Origin of the sequence: Cohnella panacarvi Gsoil 349, assembly GCF_000515335.1 — a bacterium.
In the GTDB taxonomy this organism is placed as follows: Bacteria; Bacillota; Bacilli; order Paenibacillales; family Paenibacillaceae; genus Cohnella; species Cohnella panacarvi.
Genome location: NZ_KI911563.1, coordinates 3,705,096 through 3,724,728 on the forward strand (window position 1 = coordinate 3,705,096; position 19,633 = coordinate 3,724,728).

The 19,633-nt window shown below is 55.0% G+C and carries 21 protein-coding genes; 10 read left to right on the top strand and 11 right to left on the bottom strand.

All coding sequences use genetic code 11. The annotated features are described in order from the left end of the window. The first annotated feature begins 219 nt into the window (after positions 1-219). From serC to COHPA_RS0117875, 3 genes are read left to right on the top strand one after another with little or no spacing between them, the layout of a single operon-like run. A complete protein-coding gene (gene serC, locus COHPA_RS0117865; protein ID WP_027087517.1) occupies positions 220-1,308 on the top strand; it encodes a 3-phosphoserine/phosphohydroxythreonine transaminase in 1,089 nt (362 codons plus the stop codon). 17 nt (positions 1,309-1,325) lie between these two features. After that, the gene (serS, locus tag COHPA_RS0117870; RefSeq protein ID WP_027087518.1) at positions 1,326-2,609 is read left to right on the top strand and encodes a serine--tRNA ligase; all 1,284 of its coding nucleotides are present in this window, start codon (positions 1,326-1,328) and stop codon (positions 2,607-2,609) included. A gap of 3 nt (positions 2,610-2,612) precedes the next feature. Then, positions 2,613-3,368, top strand: coding sequence for a class I SAM-dependent methyltransferase (locus tag COHPA_RS0117875; protein ID WP_027087519.1), 756 nt, complete (start codon positions 2,613-2,615; stop codon positions 3,366-3,368). A 59-nt stretch (positions 3,369-3,427) separates the two neighbouring features. Here the strand turns inward: COHPA_RS0117875 and COHPA_RS0117880 are convergent, their stop codons facing one another. The 3 genes from COHPA_RS0117880 to dapA all read right to left on the bottom strand — a co-directional run bounded on the left by COHPA_RS0117880 (position 3,428) and on the right by dapA (position 5,051). Further along, entirely contained in the window at positions 3,428-3,631 is a 204-nt protein-coding gene (locus COHPA_RS0117880; protein WP_027087520.1) for a type II toxin-antitoxin system HicA family toxin, read from the bottom strand. Beyond that, entirely contained in the window at positions 3,624-4,040 is a 417-nt protein-coding gene (locus COHPA_RS0117885; RefSeq protein WP_027087521.1) for a hypothetical protein, read from the bottom strand. Before COHPA_RS0117885 ends, COHPA_RS0117880 begins: the two co-directional genes overlap by 8 nt. A 120-nt stretch (positions 4,041-4,160) precedes the next feature. Then, positions 4,161-5,051: a 4-hydroxy-tetrahydrodipicolinate synthase gene (dapA, locus tag COHPA_RS0117890; protein WP_027087522.1), complete on the bottom strand. Its 891-nt coding sequence runs from the start codon at positions 5,049-5,051 to the stop codon at positions 4,161-4,163. Between the two features lie 112 nt (positions 5,052-5,163). On the opposite strand from dapA, the gene COHPA_RS0117895 reads away from it, so the two are divergent. Further along, the gene (locus COHPA_RS0117895) at positions 5,164-6,030 is read left to right on the top strand and encodes a LysR family transcriptional regulator (RefSeq protein WP_027087523.1); all 867 of its coding nucleotides are present in this window, start codon (positions 5,164-5,166) and stop codon (positions 6,028-6,030) included. A 20-nt stretch (positions 6,031-6,050) separates the two neighbouring features. On the opposite strand, the gene COHPA_RS0117900 is transcribed toward COHPA_RS0117895, so the two are convergent. Next, the gene (locus COHPA_RS0117900; RefSeq protein ID WP_027087524.1) at positions 6,051-7,139 is read right to left on the bottom strand and encodes a ParB/RepB/Spo0J family partition protein; all 1,089 of its coding nucleotides are present in this window, start codon (positions 7,137-7,139) and stop codon (positions 6,051-6,053) included. Positions 7,140-8,211: 1,072 nt separating this feature from the next. Between COHPA_RS0117900 and COHPA_RS0117905 the strand changes: the two genes are divergently transcribed. From COHPA_RS0117905 to COHPA_RS0117920, 4 genes are all read left to right on the top strand, one after another. Then, positions 8,212-9,477, top strand: coding sequence for a M48 family metallopeptidase (locus COHPA_RS0117905; protein ID WP_027087525.1), 1,266 nt, complete (start codon positions 8,212-8,214; stop codon positions 9,475-9,477). After that, positions 9,470-10,207 (top strand): hypothetical protein, encoded by a 738-nt coding sequence (locus COHPA_RS0117910; protein ID WP_027087526.1) that lies wholly within the window; start codon positions 9,470-9,472, stop codon positions 10,205-10,207. Before COHPA_RS0117905 ends, COHPA_RS0117910 begins: the two co-directional genes overlap by 8 nt. 86 nt (positions 10,208-10,293) lie before the next feature. Continuing rightward, entirely contained in the window at positions 10,294-11,169 is an 876-nt protein-coding gene (locus COHPA_RS0117915; RefSeq protein ID WP_027087527.1) for an ROK family protein, read from the top strand. Between the two features lie 221 nt (positions 11,170-11,390). Further along, positions 11,391-11,873, top strand: coding sequence for a VOC family protein (locus COHPA_RS0117920; RefSeq protein ID WP_027087528.1), 483 nt, complete (start codon positions 11,391-11,393; stop codon positions 11,871-11,873). Between the two features lie 71 nt (positions 11,874-11,944). Here the strand turns inward: COHPA_RS0117920 and COHPA_RS0117925 are convergent, their stop codons facing one another. From COHPA_RS0117925 to COHPA_RS0117950, 6 genes are all read right to left on the bottom strand, one after another. Next, positions 11,945-12,739, bottom strand: coding sequence for an ABC transporter permease (locus COHPA_RS0117925; RefSeq protein WP_027087529.1), 795 nt, complete (start codon positions 12,737-12,739; stop codon positions 11,945-11,947). 5 nt (positions 12,740-12,744) lie between these two features. Continuing rightward, the gene (locus COHPA_RS0117930; protein WP_027087530.1) at positions 12,745-13,548 is read right to left on the bottom strand and encodes an ABC transporter permease; all 804 of its coding nucleotides are present in this window, start codon (positions 13,546-13,548) and stop codon (positions 12,745-12,747) included. Continuing rightward, complete coding sequence (locus COHPA_RS0117935; RefSeq protein ID WP_027087531.1) at positions 13,545-14,348, bottom strand: ABC transporter ATP-binding protein; 804 nt, start codon at positions 14,346-14,348, stop codon at positions 13,545-13,547. The genes COHPA_RS0117930 and COHPA_RS0117935 overlap by 4 nt, the downstream gene beginning before the upstream one ends. Before the next feature lie 255 nt (positions 14,349-14,603). Then, the gene (locus COHPA_RS0117940; RefSeq protein ID WP_245590327.1) at positions 14,604-15,467 is read right to left on the bottom strand and encodes an IS3 family transposase; all 864 of its coding nucleotides are present in this window, start codon (positions 15,465-15,467) and stop codon (positions 14,604-14,606) included. 11 nt (positions 15,468-15,478) lie between these two features. After that, the gene (locus tag COHPA_RS0117945; RefSeq protein ID WP_027085160.1) at positions 15,479-15,814 is read right to left on the bottom strand and encodes a transposase; all 336 of its coding nucleotides are present in this window, start codon (positions 15,812-15,814) and stop codon (positions 15,479-15,481) included. A 214-nt stretch (positions 15,815-16,028) separates the two neighbouring features. Further along, complete coding sequence (locus tag COHPA_RS0117950; protein WP_027087532.1) at positions 16,029-16,880, bottom strand: sugar phosphate isomerase/epimerase family protein; 852 nt, start codon at positions 16,878-16,880, stop codon at positions 16,029-16,031. Positions 16,881-17,158: 278 nt separating this feature from the next. On the opposite strand from COHPA_RS0117950, the gene COHPA_RS0117955 reads away from it, so the two are divergent. Next, a complete protein-coding gene (locus COHPA_RS0117955; protein WP_027087533.1) occupies positions 17,159-17,632 on the top strand; it encodes a C40 family peptidase in 474 nt (157 codons plus the stop codon). Positions 17,633-17,736: 104 nt separating this feature from the next. Here the strand turns inward: COHPA_RS0117955 and COHPA_RS0117960 are convergent, their stop codons facing one another. Further along, positions 17,737-18,657, bottom strand: coding sequence for a helix-turn-helix domain-containing protein (locus COHPA_RS0117960; RefSeq protein WP_027087534.1), 921 nt, complete (start codon positions 18,655-18,657; stop codon positions 17,737-17,739). Positions 18,658-18,853: 196 nt separating this feature from the next. On the opposite strand from COHPA_RS0117960, the gene COHPA_RS0117965 reads away from it, so the two are divergent. Beyond that, complete coding sequence (locus tag COHPA_RS0117965; RefSeq protein WP_027087535.1) at positions 18,854-19,597, top strand: ThuA domain-containing protein; 744 nt, start codon at positions 18,854-18,856, stop codon at positions 19,595-19,597. The last annotated feature ends 36 nt before the right edge of the window (positions 19,598-19,633 follow it).

Below are 19,633 nucleotides of genomic sequence, written 5' to 3' on the forward strand. Positions count from 1 at the left end.
TGAAGAGCATCCAACTCCGAGGCGTTTCCGACAAGAGCAGTCCTGCCGGGCTGCATCCTAAGTTTACCGGCCTCCGCCCGTTACAGCGGAACCAAGAGGGTCGAGCCGCGCGCGCGGATCGATCAAGTTGGGTGGCACCGCGAGCGAACGCTCCTCGTCCCAATTCAGGACAGGAGCGTTTTTGTGTTTTCATCCAAACTTGAGAGGACGCGGTATAAGGTGAAGAGAGCGTACAACTTCAATCCGGGACCGGCGGCGCTGCCGCTAGAGGTGTTGGAGCAAGCGAAAGAGGAACTGGTCGAATACGGCGGCAAAGGCATGTCGCTCATGGAGATGTCGCACCGGAGCAAGCCGGTCGAGCGGATGATGGAGGAGACGAGGCAACTGTTGGCGGAGCTGCTAGGCCTCCCGCAGGGCTATCAGGCGCTGTTCATGGGCGGAGGCGCCAGCACCCAGTTCGCGCTTATCCCGATGAATTTCCTGGCGGCGGACCGGGTCGGTCATTACGTGCTGTCGGGCAGCTTCTCGGACAAAGCGTACCAAGAGGCCGTCACCGTCGGCGAAGCTAACGTCATCGCGAGCGGCAAGGCTGATAAGTGGCGGAAGCTTCCGGACGTAGGCGAACTACAGGTTGACGCGACGGCGGCCTACGTCCATCTGACGACGAACAATACGATCGAAGGCACGCAATTCCGCGAGCTCCCGGACGTTGGCGACGCGCCGCTCTTCGGCGATATGACGAGCGATATGCTGAGCCGCAAGCAGGATTGGACGAAATTCGGGTTCATGTATGCGGGGGCGCAGAAAAATTTAGGTCCGGCGGGCGTTACCGTAGCGATCGTCCGGGAAGATATGCTTCATGTCAGCTCGGAGCGCGCGATACCGACGATTCTCAAGTACGCGACGTTCGCTAGTAACGAGTCGCTCTACAATACGCCGCCGGTTCATTCGATCTACATGATGAAGCTGGTGCTGGAATGGACGAAGCGCCAAGGCGGCGTCGCGGAGATGGAACGGCGCGCCGCGCTCAGGACGGGCATGTTGTACGAGACGATCGACGCGAGCGGCGGCTTCTATAACGGCTTCGCCGACAAGGAAGCCCGTTCGCGGATGAACGTCACGTGGCGAATGCAGGACGAGGCGATCGAGAAGCGATTCGTGCAAGAGGCCTTGCAGAACGGATTCGAGGGATTGGCCGGCCACCGAAGCGTCGGCGGGCTGCGCGCCTCGGCTTACAATGCGGTGCCGGTAGAGGCATGCGAGGCGCTGGTCCAATTCATGCGCGATTATCAGCGGCGCAACGGATAAGACGGGAGGAGAGCGATATGCTGGACATTCGTTATATTCGGGATCATGCGGAGCAAATACAACAGACGGCCGATGCCAAAGGAATCGGACTTTCGATCGTCAAGCTGCTTGAAGTCGACGAGCATCGGCGCGCGCTCATGCAAGAGATCGAGCAGCTAAGGCACGGACGCAACCGAGCTTCGGAGAAGATCGGGGGGTTGATGGAGAGCGGTAATAAAGCGGAGGCCGAGCGGTTGAAGGCGGAAGTGAAGTGGAACAACGAGACGCTGAAGAGATTGGAGGGGCAACAGGCGCAGGTCGAGACGGCGTACATCGAGCTGATGCGCCTCGTACCGAATCCGGTGTCGGAGGACACCCCGCCCGGGCAGTCGGACGCGGACAACGTAGAGATCAAGCGCGTCGGAGAGAAGCCGGACTTCGCCTTCGCGCCGCGCGACCACGTCGCCATCGGAGAGGCGCTCGGCTTGTTCGATATTCCGCGCGGGGTGAAGATGGCAGGCGCGCGGAACTATGTGCTGAAAGGCGCGGGCTTCCGTCTGCACCGGGCGGTTCAGCATCTGGCCATGGATGTGCTGGAGGAAGCGGGGTTCACGCCGATGGACGTTCCGATGCTTGTCCGGGAGGACGCGCTGGTCGGGTCGGGCTATTTTCCGCTGGGGCGGGATCAGACTTATGCATTGGCAGACGACAATAAGTATTTGGTCGGCACGTCGGAAGTCAGCTTGGCGGCGTATTACGGCGACGAGGTGATCGACGTCGGCAAGCCGGTCAAGCTGGCCGCGATGTCGGCGTGCTTCCGCAGGGAAGTCGGCTCGCAAGGACGGGACGTTCGAGGCTTGTACCGGGTCCATCAATTCTCGAAGGTCGAGCAAGTCGTGCTATGCGCGAACGATCCCGGGCTATCGGAGAGGCTGCTGCAGGAAATTACGGGCAACGCCGAACGCATCCTGCAGTTGCTCGAGCTGCCCTACCGGGTCGTCTCGGTGTGCATCGGAGACATGTCGCAGAAAAACTATAAGCAATACGACATCGAGACGTGGATGCCGAGCAGGGAGTCGTACGGCGAGACGCATTCGTCGTCGAACGTGCATGAATTTCAGGCTCGCCGCGCGAATATCCGGTACAGGGACGCGGACGGGAAGCTTCATTATTGCCATATGCTCAACAATACGGCGATCGCAACGCCGCGCATCCTCATACCGCTGCTGGAGAACCATCAACGCGAGGACGGCGGCGTATATATTCCGAAAGCGCTGCGACCTTATATGCAAGGCCAAACCGAGCTTAAGCCGGAGGGATAAAGAATGGACAATACGCAGAGGTTCACCGACAGAGTCGATACGTACGTCAAATATCGGCCGAGTTACCCGGAAGAGGCGATCGATTATTTGTACGATACGGTCGGGTTAGGCGCCGACGGCGAAATCGCCGACGTCGGCGCGGGAACGGGCAAGTTCACGCGGCTGCTCCTCGAGCGGGGAAGCGTCGTGCACGCGGTGGAACCGAACGACGCGATGCGGGCGGCGGCGGAGCAGGCGCTAGGCGGAACGCCGGGCTTCCGCGCGGTGCCGGGATCGGCGGAGAATACGCTCCTGCCTGACGGTTCGGTCGATCATATCGTGTGCGCGCAAGCGTTCCATTGGTTCGACCGCGAGAAGGCGAAGGCAGAGTTCAAACGTATTCTGAAGCCGGGAGGCAAGGTAGCGCTCATTTGGAACTCGCGGCTGACGCATGGCACGCCGTTCCTCGAAGCGTACGATAAGCTGTTGCGCACGTACGGGATCGATTATGAGAAGGTGGGGCATAAGAACATTTCCGAAGATGGGCTTGCGAAGTTTTTTCAACCGGCCGCCATGCGCGTCGCGCGTTTTCCGAGCGGTCAACTGCTCGACTTCGAGGCGTTGGCCGGACGGATGCTATCCTCCTCCTACGTCCCGCAGCCGGGCCATCCGAGCTACGAGCCGATGATCGCGGGGCTTCGGAATATTCACGATCGGTGCAATGACAAAGGTCTCGTGTCTTTCGACTACGAGACCGAAGTGTTCTGGGGCGAATTATAGGGGCTTAGCGTTTCATCTGAGATAGCAAAGACACAGCCTTCAGGTCCTAATGGCTGTGTCTATTTGAAGTTATTGAATTCTTCGAGCGTGATCCTGAGCTGATCCTTCAGAATTTTTCGGAAAACAGGTGGCGGGATCTCTCCGCTTCCGAACGATACCTTGGTACGGTAACCGTCCTTGCGGTAATAATAATGATCGGTTGTTCGGTAGTTGTCCCACCCGTTCTTGTCGAGGTAACGCTTTAGTTCCGCCCATTTAGCCATGCACCGTGACGGCAACCAGCTCCTCGACTTTCTCGGATTCCGTCTCGACGAGTTGAAGCAAATAGAACGCGTCACGTGGTCGTTCAGACGAAAAACGGCCGAAGTCCTCAAGCATTTCATCGATTAGAACCTTCAGGTGGCTGAATAGATCGGCAAGTGCGTCTTTCTCCGTGTCCCCATATCCGAAAATGTCTGGGATCCCTGTCATGGTCGCCATGAGGACCCCTTCAGCTTTCTCAATCGAAATCTGAATAGGGAACTCACGACTAAGCAATGATTTCACGTGTGGCGCGGCGATCAGAAGATTCACGCGGTTGTTCTTCTCGATAACCGCAGGCCCTTTGTAGAATGCTTCGTCGAACGTCTTACCCCAATGTTTACGGACTTCGGAAGATTGAATGGTTTCCATCAATTTCACCACCTTTACACCCCCAATCATAGTACGTTTTGTACAATTTGTACATTTATTTTATCCAACTATTGGAGGAAAGATGACGGCCATGACACACGAAATGCAAAATCGGGTTTTCTACGGGGCATAATCTTGCAATAGTTTTTCCAAATCCAACTGTAAATCTTTGCTGATGGAGCTCATAGGCAAACGCAAGGTGTCCGATGACAGGATGCCTTGTTTGGCGAGGACCCACTTTACTGGAGCGGGGTTTGACTCTTGAAATAGTTTTGTGACCAAAGGAACCAGGGAGTCGAACATTTGTCGCGCTTTAGTAAATTCGCCTTGACCCGTCAGCTTGTAAACTTGCAAGAACGTGCCGGTCTGAATATTGGCAGACGCTAGAATGCCGCCGGAAGCCCCATGCTTTAACATGGAACAGAATTGAAGGTCATCGCCGCAGAGAATCGGTTTCGCAGCCGAGGGGGCGAGCTCGGAAATCAAATCAAGGCCGCCGGAGCTATCTTTTAACCCGATGACTCCGTTCAAATCCAAGATTCTACTTATCGTATCCGTCGTTAGATGAATACTTGTGCGGCTAGGGACCTCATAAGCGATTACCGGAACTCCGGCTTGCGCAACGCTGCGGAAATGCTCAATGACGCCTTCTTGCGAGGGACGATTATAATAGGGAGTCACGACAAGGACGGCATCCGCCCCAAGCTGTGCAGCCTGTTCCGTCCGTTTCACAGTCGTGAAGGTGCTGTTGGTTCCTGTGCCTATAATTAACGGAATCTGTTTATGAAGATTGCTCAGGACATTTTTCGTCGCTTGTACGAGAGTCCTCACCTCTTCCCACAATAAAGTAGGAGCTTCGCCAGTCGTCCCATTGATCACTAAACCTTGAATGTCGTGATTCAGCAGCTTCTCCAAATAATCTTGGTACGAATCCAAATCCAACTCTTCGTTCGGCGCAAAAGGCGTAACGGTCGGTACGTAAACCCCTGCTAAATCCCGCTCTGTCAGCATGATGATTCCCCTCCGAATATTCCGTATCGCTAATAATTTAACATAGCAATCAGTATCGGCGTTACCTATAATAAGTGATGAGAATTATCAATAATTTTGAAGTGGTGAATAAATGGATCTCGCCTATTTTCAGACCTTTCGGGAAGTTGCCTTCCATCAAAGTTTCACTAAAGCAGCGGGGGAACTCGGGTACGCTCAATCTAGCGTCACCATGCAAATTCAGAAGTTAGAGCAGCTGTATGGCGTTCGGCTGTTTGAGAGGCATGGCAAGGGGCTTCGCCTAACTTCGGCAGGGGAGGAGTTGCTGCAAGTTACCGTCCAAATGCTCAATCTGTTTCAGCAGTCCAAAGAAATGCTAACTCTTCAGGGAGGAGGTGTTCTTACGATCGGGACGATCGATTCGCTGGCAGCCTACTACCTTCCTTCATTGATTCAGAATATCCGCCGGCAATATCCGGCTATCACAGTCAGGCTTCAACCGGACAGCGAAAGCACCATTGTAGAAAAAGTTAAAGAAGGAGAATTTGATATCGGGCTTCTGCTAGAAAATAAGTCTACCGATCCTTCACTGCAGTGGACAACAATCAGAGAAGAACCGCTGGTTCTAATCGCGAGCCCCGACCATCCTTTGTCCTCTCTCCGCACCATCCAGCTTGACCAACTGAATGATGAGGAGTGGATTATGACCGAAGCGAGCTGCAATTATAGGATTATGTTAGAGAAGGTTCTTCGAGAGCAGAGCATCTCGTACAGGATCGGATTAGAGCTTGGTAATCCCGAAGCCATTAAACGTTGTCTGTTGTCAGGCACCGGTATCTCGCTGCTTCCTCAAATGCTTGTTCGTGAAGAGGTGCTAAGAAGGGAGTTAGTTGTCCTTCCGTTCAGCCATCCCGACATTAGGTTGGACTTGCAAATGGTCATGCGTCCGAAGAAATGGATTTCCAATTCGCTTAAGGATTTTATAGACATGTTACGTTAATTGTTAAGCTGATTAGACAACTATTGAGCTTGGTACTTGTTAGCCGCATCGCGGATCGCGCGCCATTCGGCCAAGTGCTGCTCGAGACTGCCGATCAGCTTATTGATACCGTCGACCAACTGATCGGTCTCACCTGACGTCAGGCGTTCGATCGATTGCACGAGCTCCGCGGGAAGCGGAGTCGGAGCGGGGATCGACGCTAGCAACGGCTGAAGATAGCCTAATAGGGAGGCGGCCGACGGAGCGGCGGCTTGCGGCTCGGTGGCGTTTGCTTGTCCCTGCTGCGGAATAAGCTCGATTTGGAGGGCGGAAGGGGCCGGTTGCTTAGCGACCGTTTTTTTCGATTCCTCATCGGCCTCTTCCGCTTCTGCTCTCGCTTTCGCTGCCTTTTCCCGCTCTTTGCGATTGTGCTCGAACGTGGCCCACGTCTCCAGCAACTCGTAACCGGACTTGAACAGCAGCTTGCCCTTCGTATTGTCGGAGATGTCCTTATCCTTGAACAGCTTGGCGATCTTCTTCACGTCGGTGACCGCCATCTCGTCGCGCGCCATGATGAGCGCCAGCGAATCGCGGTGCTCCATCGGCAAATCCTTGAGCGGCATGAGTTGATCTTCCGTCAGCTTGTCCTTGCGGATTTCGGTTCCGGCGACGATCAGCTTCCTGACGGCGTTGCTGAACTTCAGCAGCTCCAACTTGTTCTTGATGTACGACTCGGGCTTGCCGAGCTTGCTCGAGATGTACTTGGTCGAGCTGCTGAACTTCGGGTCGGTAAGCAGCTTGTGGAACGCTTCCGCCTCCTCGATCGGGGAGAAGCCTTGACGGGTCAAATTCTCGGCGATCTGCTCGAAGTAGATTTCCATCTCGTCCGTCGCCGTCGAGACGATGCACGGAATCGTAGGTTTGTTCAGCATTTTGCAAGCTTTGTATCGGCGGTTGCCGTAGATGATCTTATAGCGGCCGCCCGGCATCGCGCGAACTTTGATCGGAGACAGCAGGCCGATTTCGCCGATGCTGCTCATCAGCTCCTGAAGCGCCTCGTCGTCGAATTGGTAGCGGGGCTGATCCGTATCCTCGTCGATAAGCGCGGTTGCGATCTCGATTATATCCATGTCGATTCTCCTAATCGGCTTGTCATAAACACAATACAGGTATTATATAACAGTCCGGACCGGAATTGGATGAAAAATATGGCTACCGCGTCTCTTTGCGAATATAACGGCATGTGATGCCGCTAATGCGCCGAAGCTGTGCGAATGCGCGAGTTAGCGGCATGTGGTGCCGCTAATGCGCCGAAGCTACCTGAATGAGCGAGTTAACGGCATGTGATGCCGTTAATGCGCCGAAGTTGTGCGAATGCGTGAGTTAGCGGCATGTGGTACCGCTCATGCGCTGAAGTTGTGCGAATGCGCTTGTTAGCGGCATGTGGTACCGCTCATGCGCCGAAGTTGTGCAAATGTGCGAGTTAGCGGCATGTGGTGCCGCTAATGCGCTGAAGTTGTGCGAATGCGCTTGTTAGCGGCATGTGGTGCCGCTAATGCGCCGAAGCTGCCTGAATGAGCGAGTTAACGGCATGTGATGCCGCTAATGCGCCGAAGCTGCCTGAATGAGCGAGTTAACGGCATGTGGTGCCGCTAATGCGCTGAAGTTGTGCGAATGAGCTTGTTAGCGGCATGTGGTGCCGCTAATGCGCCGAAGTTGTGCGAATGCGCGAGTTAACGGCATGTGATGCCGCAAATGCGCCCAAGCTACCCGAATGCGCGAGTTAGCGGCATGTGGTGCCGCTAATGCGCCGAAGTTGCCCGAATGCGCGGAATAGCGGCATGTGGTGCCGCTAATGCGCCGAGGCTGCCCGAATGCGCGAGTTAGCGGCATGTGGTGCCACTAATGCGCCGAAGCTGCCCGAATGCGCGAGTTAGCGGCATGTGGTGCCGCTAATGCGCCGAGGCTGCCCGAAAGTGCGAGTTAACGGCATGTGATGCCGCAAATGCGCCCAAGCTGCCCGAAAGTGCGAGTTAACGGCATGTGATGCCGCAAATGCGCCCAAGCTACCCGAATGCGCGAGTTAGCGGCATGTGGTGCCGCTAATGCGCCGAAGTTGCCGCTATACTGCTGCCGAAGTCGATTGGCGGGAAGGAATAGGCTATACTATTGCCAATCACTTCCTTAAGGGGAGACAACGACGTGCGCAAACGTTCCGCGTTATTGAACGTATTCATCCTGTTCCTTCTATACGCTGCTGCAATGGCCGTTTACGTTTGGTATACGTCCCCGAATAACGTGCCCGCAACCTATGCCGGTACCCCGGCCGATCCGGCGACCTTCTTCTCGCCCGAGCAATTGCGGGATAGCCAATCGCTTAACGCGGCTCGTTACTGGCTATTTTTCATAAGCAGTCCTTGGGAATGGTTCATCTACTTCGCGTTAATCGCCGGCGGTCTTGCGCGGTATTGGCGCGACGCGCTGGAGCGGCGCGGGCTGCCGGTCTATGTTCGGTTTCCGATATTCGTGCTGCTCGTCGATGCGGCGGCGTTCTTGCTCTATCTGCCTCTTCGGGTCATCGGGTTTACGATTTCCAAGCATTACGGGATATCGACGCAGCCGGTGTCCGGTTGGATTCGGGACAAGCTTGTCGCCTTCGGTATCGGTTACCTCACGTTGTTGGCGGTATCGGCTGTCGCGTTCTGGATCATCTCGCGGGGGGGACGGTGGTGGCTGAAGCTGTGGCTGCTTTCGATTCCTTTTACCCTATTCATGATGTATATTCAACCGGTCGTCATCGACCCGTTATATAACGACTACTATCGATTGAAAGATCCCGTGCTGGAGCGAAAAATACTCGACCTGGCGCAGCGGGCGGACATTCCGGCGGATCGCGTGTACGAGGTCGATATGTCCGAGAAAACGAACGCGCTTAACGCCTACGTGAGCGGGCTCGGTTCGTCGCTGCGGATCGTGCTGTGGGATACGACGCTGAACAAGCTGAACGAGAAAGAGATATTGCTCATCATGGCGCACGAAATGGGACACTACGTCAAGCGCCATCTGGAGTGGAGCGCGGCGGGAGCGGTCGGCGGTTCCTTCGTCATGCTGGGCCTAGGCGGATGGCTATACGCGCGAATCGTGCGAAGGCGCGGCAGGCAGTGGGGTTTGCGTTCGCCGTCGGATTTGGCCGCGTTGCCGCTCGCATTGCTGCTCCTGTCCGTTCTCTCGTTCGCATCCATGCCGGTATCGAACGCGATATCGCGCCAGGCGGAATCGGCAGCGGACGCTTATGCGCTCGAATTGATCGGGAGCGCGGAGGGGTCGGTCACGATGAATCAGACGATGGCGGTCGTCTCGCTGAGCGATATTCATCCGCCTTTGCTCGTCCAATGGTTCCGGAGCACGCATCCGAGCGATATGGAGCGAATCGTGCAGGCGCTCGACTTCGGGAAGACCCATGAGTGAACGGTTGATCGAGCTTTATTTGCCAGCAGGCGTAGCGACGTCGCCGATGTTCATGGAGCGGCTGCGTCAGGTGGTCGAGCGGGGGATCGAGGAAACCGGGGCGATCGTCCGTTCTTCTCTGTCGTTCCCGTACGGCGACAACGAGCGGTCGCTCTTCGGCCAGCTGAGGGAAGTCGGCCGCGATTTGAGATTAAGGGATCGCCGGCTCGATGGCTCGCTTGGGGGCAACCGGCTGCTTGGAATGATCGACGAGAGTAGGCGCGCACTTCGGGGAGACTTCATGCCTGCCCGTACGATCATTGTCGGCCATAGCGCCGGAGGCGTGGCGGCCGTGCACGCGGCGCGGCTGCTGTATGCGCGCGACGGCGGGTTACCTCCGCTCGTCGTCATGATCGGTTCTCCCCGTTGCCGCATTCCGGACGAGCTGCGCGAGCAAGTGCTGTACGTCTATGCCGCGCGGTCCGATTCGCAAGGGGCTGGATGGATAAGCGCGAAGCTCCTCGACCCGATTACGCGTCTAGGCTCGTTCGGCGGATGGCATACCGGCAGATGGAGATTGCCGCGCTGGCAGATGGACAAGCATGCGCCTGTTCATGCGAGCGGGCTGCGGATCGTCGGGGGGCATGCGGATTATTTTCGAGAACAGCATCCGTACGTGAACGCGAGGGGACTTTCGAATATGGCTGTAACCGCTGAAGCCGTCATAAAATGGCTAAAACAGCGCCTATAATGACAATTTAGAGTGCTGACAGGCATTGGCCCGAGGCAGTACACTGGAGTAAGCAAGTTAACGGTTATTCTATGGAGGGGTCGAAATTGTTCATCGGGGCGGTAGAAGCGGGCGGAACGAAAATCGTCTGCGGCATCGGCAATGAGGCTGGAGAAGTGCTGGAACGGGTGAGCTTTTCGACGGAGCAGCCCGAGAAGACGATCGAACGCATCGTCGAATACTTTCGCGATAAGGACGTAGCGGCGATCGGATACGGTTCGTTCGGTCCCATTAATATTGACGCGGCCAGCCCGCAATACGGCTACGTCACGACGACGCCTAAACCGGGCTGGAGCAATTATCCGGTGTTGCCGGAGCTGAAGAAAGCGCTCGACGTTCCGTTCGGCTGGGACACGGACGTCAACGCGGCAGCGCTCGGCGAGGCGACTTGGGGCGCGGCCCAAGGGTTGGACAGTTGCTTGTACTATACGATCGGCACCGGCGTCGGCGTAGGAGTGTATCTTGAAGACAGGCTGACGCACGGTCTTGTTCATCCCGAAGGCGGCCACGTACTGACGCGGCTGTACCCGGGCGATACGTTCGAGGGCGTCTGCCCGTATCACGGCAATTGCCTGGAAGGCGTCGCCGCCGGACCGGCGATTCAAGCTCGCTGGGGCGTAAGAGCGGACAAGCTGCCGGTCGACCATGAGGCATGGGAGATCGAAGCTTTCTATATCGGGCAAGCGATCGCTTCGGCGGTGCTGCTCGTGTCGCCTAAGCGAATCATTCTCGGAGGCGGCGTCATGCACCAAAAGCAGCTGTTCCCGCTCATCCGCGAGCAAGTGCGCCGCAACTTGAACGGCTACGTTGGCGCGTCCGCGCTCGCTGAGAACATCGATGGCTACATCGTGCCGCCGGGCCTCGGCGACAACGCCGGCTTATGCGGCTCTATCGCGCTAGGGTTGCGGGCTCTGCAGGATTAGGACGCAAGTATAGTAATCATAGGGGCTATGTTAACAATGCAGCTTGTGTCCGTTGGGATATGGGCTGCATTTTGTTTGTCTCCCATTAGCGATATTTTTCTCAAGAGTTCTGTTTATTATTTAAGCATTTACTTTATAAAGAAAATGGTTTATTGTGGTTTTAGGGAAGACACGACAGGATCATAACGTTAAAGAAGCGATGAATAAGGAGATGTATATTCATGAGTAAAGTTCAGAGGATCACGCCTTCCTTATGGTTTGGCAACCAAGCGGAGGAAGCGATCAATCTGTATGTCTCGATTTTCGACAATTCAAAGATCGTACAAGCCACCCGATTCCGAGAAGGCGGACCCGGCCCGGAAGGAACGCTGATGTCTGCGATCTTCGAGCTTGAAGGGCAAAGGTTCATGGCTCTGAACGGAGGTCCGCAATTTGCGTTTTCGGAGGCCATCTCGTTCTTCGTCAGCTGCGACACGCAGGAGGAGATCGATGATTTATGGGCGAAGCTGACGGCGAACGGCGGGGAAGAAGGAAGATGCGGTTGGTTAAAGGACAAATTCGGCGTATCCTGGCAAATCATCCCTTCCGTCTTGGGCGACATGTTGAACGACGAGGATGCCGACAAAGCGCAAAGGGCGATGCGCGCTATGCTCCAAATGAACAAGCTGGATATTCAACGGTTGGTAGAAGCTTATCAGGGTTAGTCTACGTGGCTCCATAACGCACAAAGAGGTTGATCCTGTTGGATCGACCTCTTGTTCTGAACGGACACCGCTCATGACCCCGTTGAGCGATAATGCCGCACGCCGACGCGCCAGACGAGCAGGCACGGCACGATGAAGACGAAGCCGGCGAGCGGAGCGAGGGAGTACAGGAAGCCGACGCCCCCGCTGCCGTCCTCCGCCCTCCCCAGAATGTACATCAGCGGCAAGTAGTTAACGCAGCCGAACGGGATGACGAAAGTGAAAAACCGCGTGATCCACTTCTGATAGATCGAGATCGGATATTGCGACATCTCGCGCCCGCCGTCCGTGAACACGTTGGCGACTTCGAGTCCTTGTATCGTCCAGAAGCTGAGCGCGGCCATAATCATGAAGATGCCGGTGAAGATGAACGTCCCGCTTGCGATCATCAGCGCCAACACGACGACCTTCCAAGCCGTCCAATCCACGGACAATCCGCTGATCGCCCAGCCGAGCACGATCGCGCTTTGCAGCAGCCTTCCGATGCGGGTAAATTCGAACTTGGAGCCGAGCACCTGCAGTACCGTGCTGCGAGGCCGGACGAGCAACCGGTCGAACTCTCCGTTCACGATCAGCGTGGAGAACATATCGAATCCCCGCGATAAGCATTCGCTAAGCGCGAACGTCATATGAATGACCGCGAAGATAAGCGCGACCTCATAGAAGTTCCAGCCCTCGATACTCCCGAATCGCTCGAAGAGGAAATACAACCCCGCCAAGCTGGTGAGCGGAATGAGGAATTGACCCGCCGACAGCAGCAAGAACGAAGCGCGGTATTGCAACTGCGACTTGAACAGGATTAAGCAATATTCGCCGAACAGCTTCATGCTTCTCAACCTCCCTGCACGACTACGCGCTTGAGCGCCGCTCGCATCGCGATCATCCCGAGGCCGACGAGAATGACGATCCATGCGAGCTGCTGCGGAAAGCTTAGCCAAGCGTCATGCGCCGAGATGTGGCCGGAGTAGACCCGGAACGGAAAGTCCGCTGTCCAATGGAACGGCAGCGCGTAGATGATATTCTGCAGCCAGCCGGGGAATAACGGAATCGGAACCGTTAACCCGGCGAGAAATTCGCCCGATAAAGCGAACACCAGAAGCGACCCCGTCGGCGACATCGTGATGAACGTAGAGATATAGATCAGCATGGAGATGGCGACAAGGATGATCAGGCCGAGTATTAACGCGACGACGAACAGAATCAGATGAACAGGACTCGGCGGAAGCGACATGCGGTAAGGTTCGGGCAGCAGGAACGCGATGAAGAGAACGGGGATGCATCGCATGATGGCGCTCGACAACCGCATGGCGAGAAGCTTGGCGAACCAGAAGCCGTAAGTGTTGGTCGGCCGGCATAATTCGTAGGCAATGTTGCCGGTCGTGATGAGCTGGAACAGCTCGTTGTCCCTGAACCATAACATGATGAGCGACAGACAAGCTTGCTGTAGCCATATGTAGGCGGCTAGTTGGGGGAGAGTGATCGGCATCTCGGCGCCGCCGTGACGATAGAAGGCCACTAGAATCATGATGAAAATAAGGCCGAAGAACAGTTGCGTAGCTACCCCCGCCAGCGCCGCGATCCGATACTGCATTCCGTTAGCCATCCGGAGCTTGAAGACCGATACGTATGCCTTCATGTGATTTGGTACTCCTTATACATCTGCACGATGACATCCTCGATCGACGCGTTATCCGCCGCGTATCGTCCCCTTAGATCCTCCACGCCGCCGTCGTACAGCAGCCGGCCTTTGCCGATAAGCAAGATGCGCTGGGCTAACGCCTCGATATCGTTCATATCGTGGGTCGTCAGAATGACGGTGACGCCTTTTTCCTTATTCATGACTTTAATGAAATCGCGTACGGCGAGCTTAGATACGGCATCGAGGCCGATCGTAGGCTCGTCGAGGAACAGAATGCTCGGGCTATGCAGCAGCGACGCCGCCAGCTCGCAGCGCATCCGCTGTCCGAGGCTTAACTGACGAACGGGAGTGTGTAGGATTCCGCTGAGGTCAAGCGTCTCCGTCAATAACGTTAAGTTGCCGCGATACTCGCTTTCGGGTACGTCGTAAATATCCCGCAGCAGCTCGAAAGAGTCGATGACCGGCACGTCCCACCATAGCTGCGAGCGCTGTCCGAAGACGACGCCGATGTGCTTGACGTACTTGACGCGGTCCTGCCATGGCGTGTATCCCATAATGCTGCAGGTACCGCTGTCGGGGACGAGAATGCCGCTCATGACTTTGATCGTCGTCGACTTTCCGGCGCCGTTCGGTCCGATGTAGCCGACGATTTCCCCTTGCCCGATCGAGAAGGAGATGTCGGAAAGCGCGGCGACATCCGTATACTCGCGGCGGAAAAGCGCCTTGAACGCGCTGCCGACCCCCGCGGTCCGCTTCGCCACCTTGAACGATTTGTTAATGCCGTTTACCGTGATCATTCAGAACCTCCTAAGATGGTTTGAAAGGCTGCCCCGGCTCCGGGAAGAGACAGGGAAAAGATATTACCATTCCGTCCTGATGACTGTCAATCCCTAGCAACAAAGACGAAAGGCTCCCAAATAGGGAGCCTCACAGATCTGTAGTCGAGACGCTGACAATAGCACGGAATACACTTATTTCGGCAAACCGGTCGCCTAAGTACCAATCAACAGCACGAATGGACCTCAGTCAAGAAAGTGGACACCCCGAATTGCTTAACTTACGCGTTTGTAATATAACGCTTCAAATTGCGTAGGCGACATATATCCCAAGGTGCCATGAATTCGTTTGCGGTTGTAAAACAGCTCAATATACTCAAACATTTCTTGTTGCGCCTGCGCTTTAGTATGGAATTTCGTACAGTAAACAAACTCTTTCTTCAGCACACTGTGGAATGATTCAATACAGGCGTTGTCGTAGCAGTTCCCTTTGCGACTCATACTGGCTTTCATTCTGTACTTCTTCAATCGCTTGCGGTATTCGTCTGACGTGTACTGCGATCCGCGGTCGGAGTGATGAATGAGCTTGTGTTTAGGCTTCTGAGCGGCGTATGCGTTGTCTAGCGCTGCAAGCACCAGATCCTCTGTCATGCGGTCTCCAAGCTGCCAGCCCACGATTTTACGAGTGTACAAATCAAGGACGCTGGCGAGATACAGGCGGCCTTCACGGCAGGGAATATAGGTGATGTCGGTTACCCAAACTTTGTTCGGTGCAGTGGTTTTGAAATTCTGCTTGAGCAGGTTTGGTGCAATCGGATTACTGTGATTCGAGTCTGTTGTGCAAACCCGGAACTTCTTGGCGACGCAAGAACGCATCCCATTTTCCTTCATCAGTTTACTGACAAGACGGGTGGAGACTTGCCACCCCTCTTTGCGCAGCGTGTCCGTAATTTTGGGGCTTCCATAACGCTTTTTATTGTCGTGGAATAGCCAAGAGATACGCGCTAGCAGAGCCTTTCTCCGGAGCTGGTACCGATTCAAATTAGCCTTCTCAGAAAGCCACTTGTAGTAGCCGCTCCTTGAAACCTTTAGCACAATGCACATCTTCTCCAATCGAAATTCAGAGCGATGATCTTCGATGAATTGGAACCTTAGTTCCTTTCTTTCCCGAAGATGTGCAGAGCCTTTTTTAAAATAGCAAGCTCCTCTTGCAGGTCAGCATTCAAGGCTTCTTGCTTTTGTTTAGCCAACTCCATCTCTCGCAACTGTTGCTCCAATTGACGGACTTTATCTGGTGAGGCTTGGATCTCTGTCTGCATCTCAGCTTGGATCTCAGTACGGTATTTTTGCTTCCAACCGTGCAATACGCCAGCTGAGATATCCAATTCACCGGCTATCTCCGGCATTGTCTTGGATTGCTCCAAAATGTACTTTACAGTTCTCTTTTTGAACTCCTCTGTGTATCGATTACGTGTTTGCTTTTCCATACAGGACACCTCTTCTCGTTAATGTAATTATCTAGTTACACTTAACGGGTGTCCACTTTATATTCTAGTTCCAGAAGTACAGTTATAGTACCTTGGAGCGGGGGGGTGGGTGGTTTGTCTGTTAATCAGATGTATTCGGTGCAAGTAATGAGTTGAAGTGTGCGATTTGGCTTTAACTAACTGTACTCTATGCAGTCGCGAGTCAGACGTAGCTTTATATGGCCTCTGCGGCGACATAAGGCAGCACGATGCGCTTAATGCGTTCCAGCCCTTCCCACATGTCGCCGGGGCCGTCGTAAATAAGCACATAAGCACCTGCGAATGCGGCAGTCTTGGCGGCTTCCAAGCAACGGACGAATTCGGGGACGTCCGGCAAGCCTGACTCATTATACGCCGCTTTAGCGTGCACGGAGACGCTTCGCGGCGCGATGGCGGCGATCTCGTCGTATTTGGCGGGGCCGGCGAAGTTGCCGAAGTCGGTCACCATGCCGACCGAATCGCCCGCTTGTTCGAGCAGGCGCAAGCAGCTGTCGGCGGTCGAAGTCAGCGACTTGAAGTTCTCGGTAATGACCCGCACGTCCAGTGCGGAAGCGTAAGCGGACAACTCGGCGAGCGTCCGAGCCGATTGCGCGATCGCAGCGTCGTCCGTCGGCGGCGCTTCGCCCGCGACGACGCGGATTTGCTTGGCTCCCGCTTGAGCGGCGATGTCGATCCAGCGGCGAACGAACGCGGCATCGGCGTCCCGTCGCCGTTCATCTGCGGACGTTGGGTCGCCGTAGTCGAGCAACATCGTGTCGAAGCGTACGCCAGCCGCATCGAATGCCGCGCGAAGTTCCGCCAAGTAAGCGGCACCCGTCCGAGGCAAATGAAAATGGCACACTTCGATCGCTTGATAGCCTCGCCGCGCGGCTTCCGCGGGCAATTCCAGCAGGGAGTGTATTTGCGGCTGGTCTTCGATATGCGTATCATGCTCGCCGGTCGCGGCATTCCAAGCCGTCCAGCGCAGCGGGCCGAGCAGCCGGTGCAGGCTCCAAGTGCTGACGGATAAGTAAGAGGACTTGCGCATCTATAATCGCCTTCCTTTATGGATCGTCTCAACCAGAGATTACCATAGGCTTCAGGCGGAATGGATGCTCGCAATTGGCATAATGATGCGTTATGTTGCTATTTTCGACGGGATGGCCTATGAGAAACTTCTAATACGATTCTAAGAAAGCGCATCAATGCTTTGGGAGGCGGAGCGCGAGGTTCACCTTGGTAACAATTGGGGGGAGTTGCCTGTGGTATATTCATCTCAGACGAATAAGACAATAATGACGATATCGATCGGGAGGCAGCCCATCCATGAAGAAATTCGCAGCAAGAGCACTATTAACGGGACTCATCGCCGTTGCAGGCTTCGCTTCGGTCGCGTTCGGCACGGCAGAGAAGGCGAGCGCGGCAACTCAAGTTTCCTTATCTCTTGTATCCATCGGCAAAAACTATATAGGCACGCCTTACTTATACGGTTCCGCGCCAGGGACGACTTCGACGTTCGATTGTTCCTCGTACACGCAGCACATTTTCGGCGCGATGGGCGTCTGGTTGCCGCGTACGTCTTCCGCCCAAGCTTATATGGGAGAGAAGGTCGATCGAGCTTATCTGAGCGTAGGCGACCTGATCTTCTTCCGCACCGGCGGAGCAGGCATTAGCCACGTAGGCATCTACGCCGGCAACGGCAACATGCTTCACGCGAGCAGCAGCAAGGGCGTAACGCTGTCCAACATCAACACGAGCTACTGGAATAAAGCTTACGTCACGGCTCGCAGAGTATTGTAGCTCTCTTGGGATGATGTTGTATTTGACGGAGGCAACGAGGCAAAGGTTACGGCTTTCCGCATGGTAAATAATGACTTGACGACGAAGACCGTCCGACCCGGCGCTCAGCCAGGATCGAGACGGTCTTTGAATTGTCTGGGCGTGCAATGGTTGATGCGGCGGAACATGTCGTAGAAGTGTCCGAGATTCGTCATGCCGACGGATTCGGCGATTTCCGCAATGCTCGCGCTGCCGGTCAACAGTTGCTGCTCCGCTTTTTTGATTCTTTTGTACGTCACGTAATCGGTGAACGGCATGCCGACGGCCGCTTTGAATTGTTTAATGAAATACGTGTAGCTCATGTTCATCTTCCGGCTCAGCGTCTCGACCGTCAGCTTCTCCCCAAGATGCTTGTCGACGTAGTCGAGGGCGGGCTGCATCCGGTCGAGTAGACCGCTATCGCTGTAATGCAGCTTGCATTCGGTGTCGTTGCGCAGGAGCAGCAGCAAGATGTTCTTGATCTGAGAAGAGACGGCCAGCTCGTACCCGATCCGCTTGTCGTTCATCTCTTGATGAATGTTTCGGATTAAAGCGGCGGTTTTCTCGCGTACTTCCGAATCGTTCTGGTAAATATAATTCAAGGCGCTGAGCGGGCGGATCACCTCGGCGAAGTGGCGCATGCTGCCGAGCGTGCTTTGATCCCAATATTGATGCAGGTCGATCTGGAAAACGAGGTAGCGGAGTTCCGCGTCCGTCTGCAAAGAATGGTGGGGCTCGTTCGACCCGAACAGCCCAATATCCCCTTCCTTCAGGACGAGTTGTTCGTCCGGGCAGAATACGGTAAGCTCTCCCCGCAGCACGAGCAGGAACTCGACTTCTTTATGATAATGCCATTTGACGTAACGTTTCAGCCGCCATTCCAGCTCCGATTGCCGTTTCGTTTCTTCGGTCACCCGGTGGCGGATTTCCCCGTCGATCTGCCATATTCGTATCGCCAGGAACGGGTTCTGATAGATGACGTGCTCGTTGCGCAATTCCGGATACATACGCTCGGCTCCTCGGCTGAGTGTGCTTGCTATATAACAGAATAGCGTATTAAAATATCGAAATCAATCGTCATAAAACCGAACAAAATAGCAGAAAAGCGTAATAAAAGTGCGCGTACGGCTATTGTTGGAGGAGAATGCTTTTGACTATACTAATGAAAGTAAACGATCTGGATAACGAGGGAGTTGTCGCGCAATGAGCAACCATAAAATCAAAGTCACGATATGGAACGAGTTTCGTCACGAGAAGCAGAACGAGAAAGTCGCAAGCATTTACCCCGCCGGCATGCATGCCGCGATCGCCGAAGGGCTCGGAACCGATCGATTCGAGATCAAGTTCGCGTTGCTTGACGATCCGGAGCATGGATTGACGGAAGAAGTGCTGAACGAGACCGACGTGTTGACATGGTGGGGCCATCTCGCGCATGGCGACGTAAGCGACGAAATCGTTGAACGGGTATATGAGCGGGTACTTAAGGGAATGGGGCTTATCGTGCTTCACTCCGGACATTTTTCGAAAATATTCAAAAAGCTCATGGGCACGTCCTGCGACCTGAAGTGGCGCGAAGCCGACGAGAAGGAACGGATCTGGGTCGTCAAGCCGGGTCATCCGATCGCCGAAGGAATCGGAGAGTATATCGAGCTGCCGGAAGAGGAAATGTACGGCGAGCATTTCGATATCCCGGAACCGGACGAGCTCGTCATGGTCAGTTGGTTCGAGGGCGGGGAAGTGTTCCGGAGCGGCTGCTGCTATACGCGCGGACTCGGACGTATATTCTACTTCCGGCCGGGCCACGAGACGTTCCCGACGTACTACAACGACAAAGTGCGCCGCGTCATCTCGAATGCCGTTCTCTGGGCTGCGCCTAAGGGAGAATCGACTTACCCTCGTTACGGACATGCGGTACCGTCTATCGAACCGATTAAAGGAAAGAAATAGGGATTATATTACAAATAAGCGTGCGAGCTGGAAACA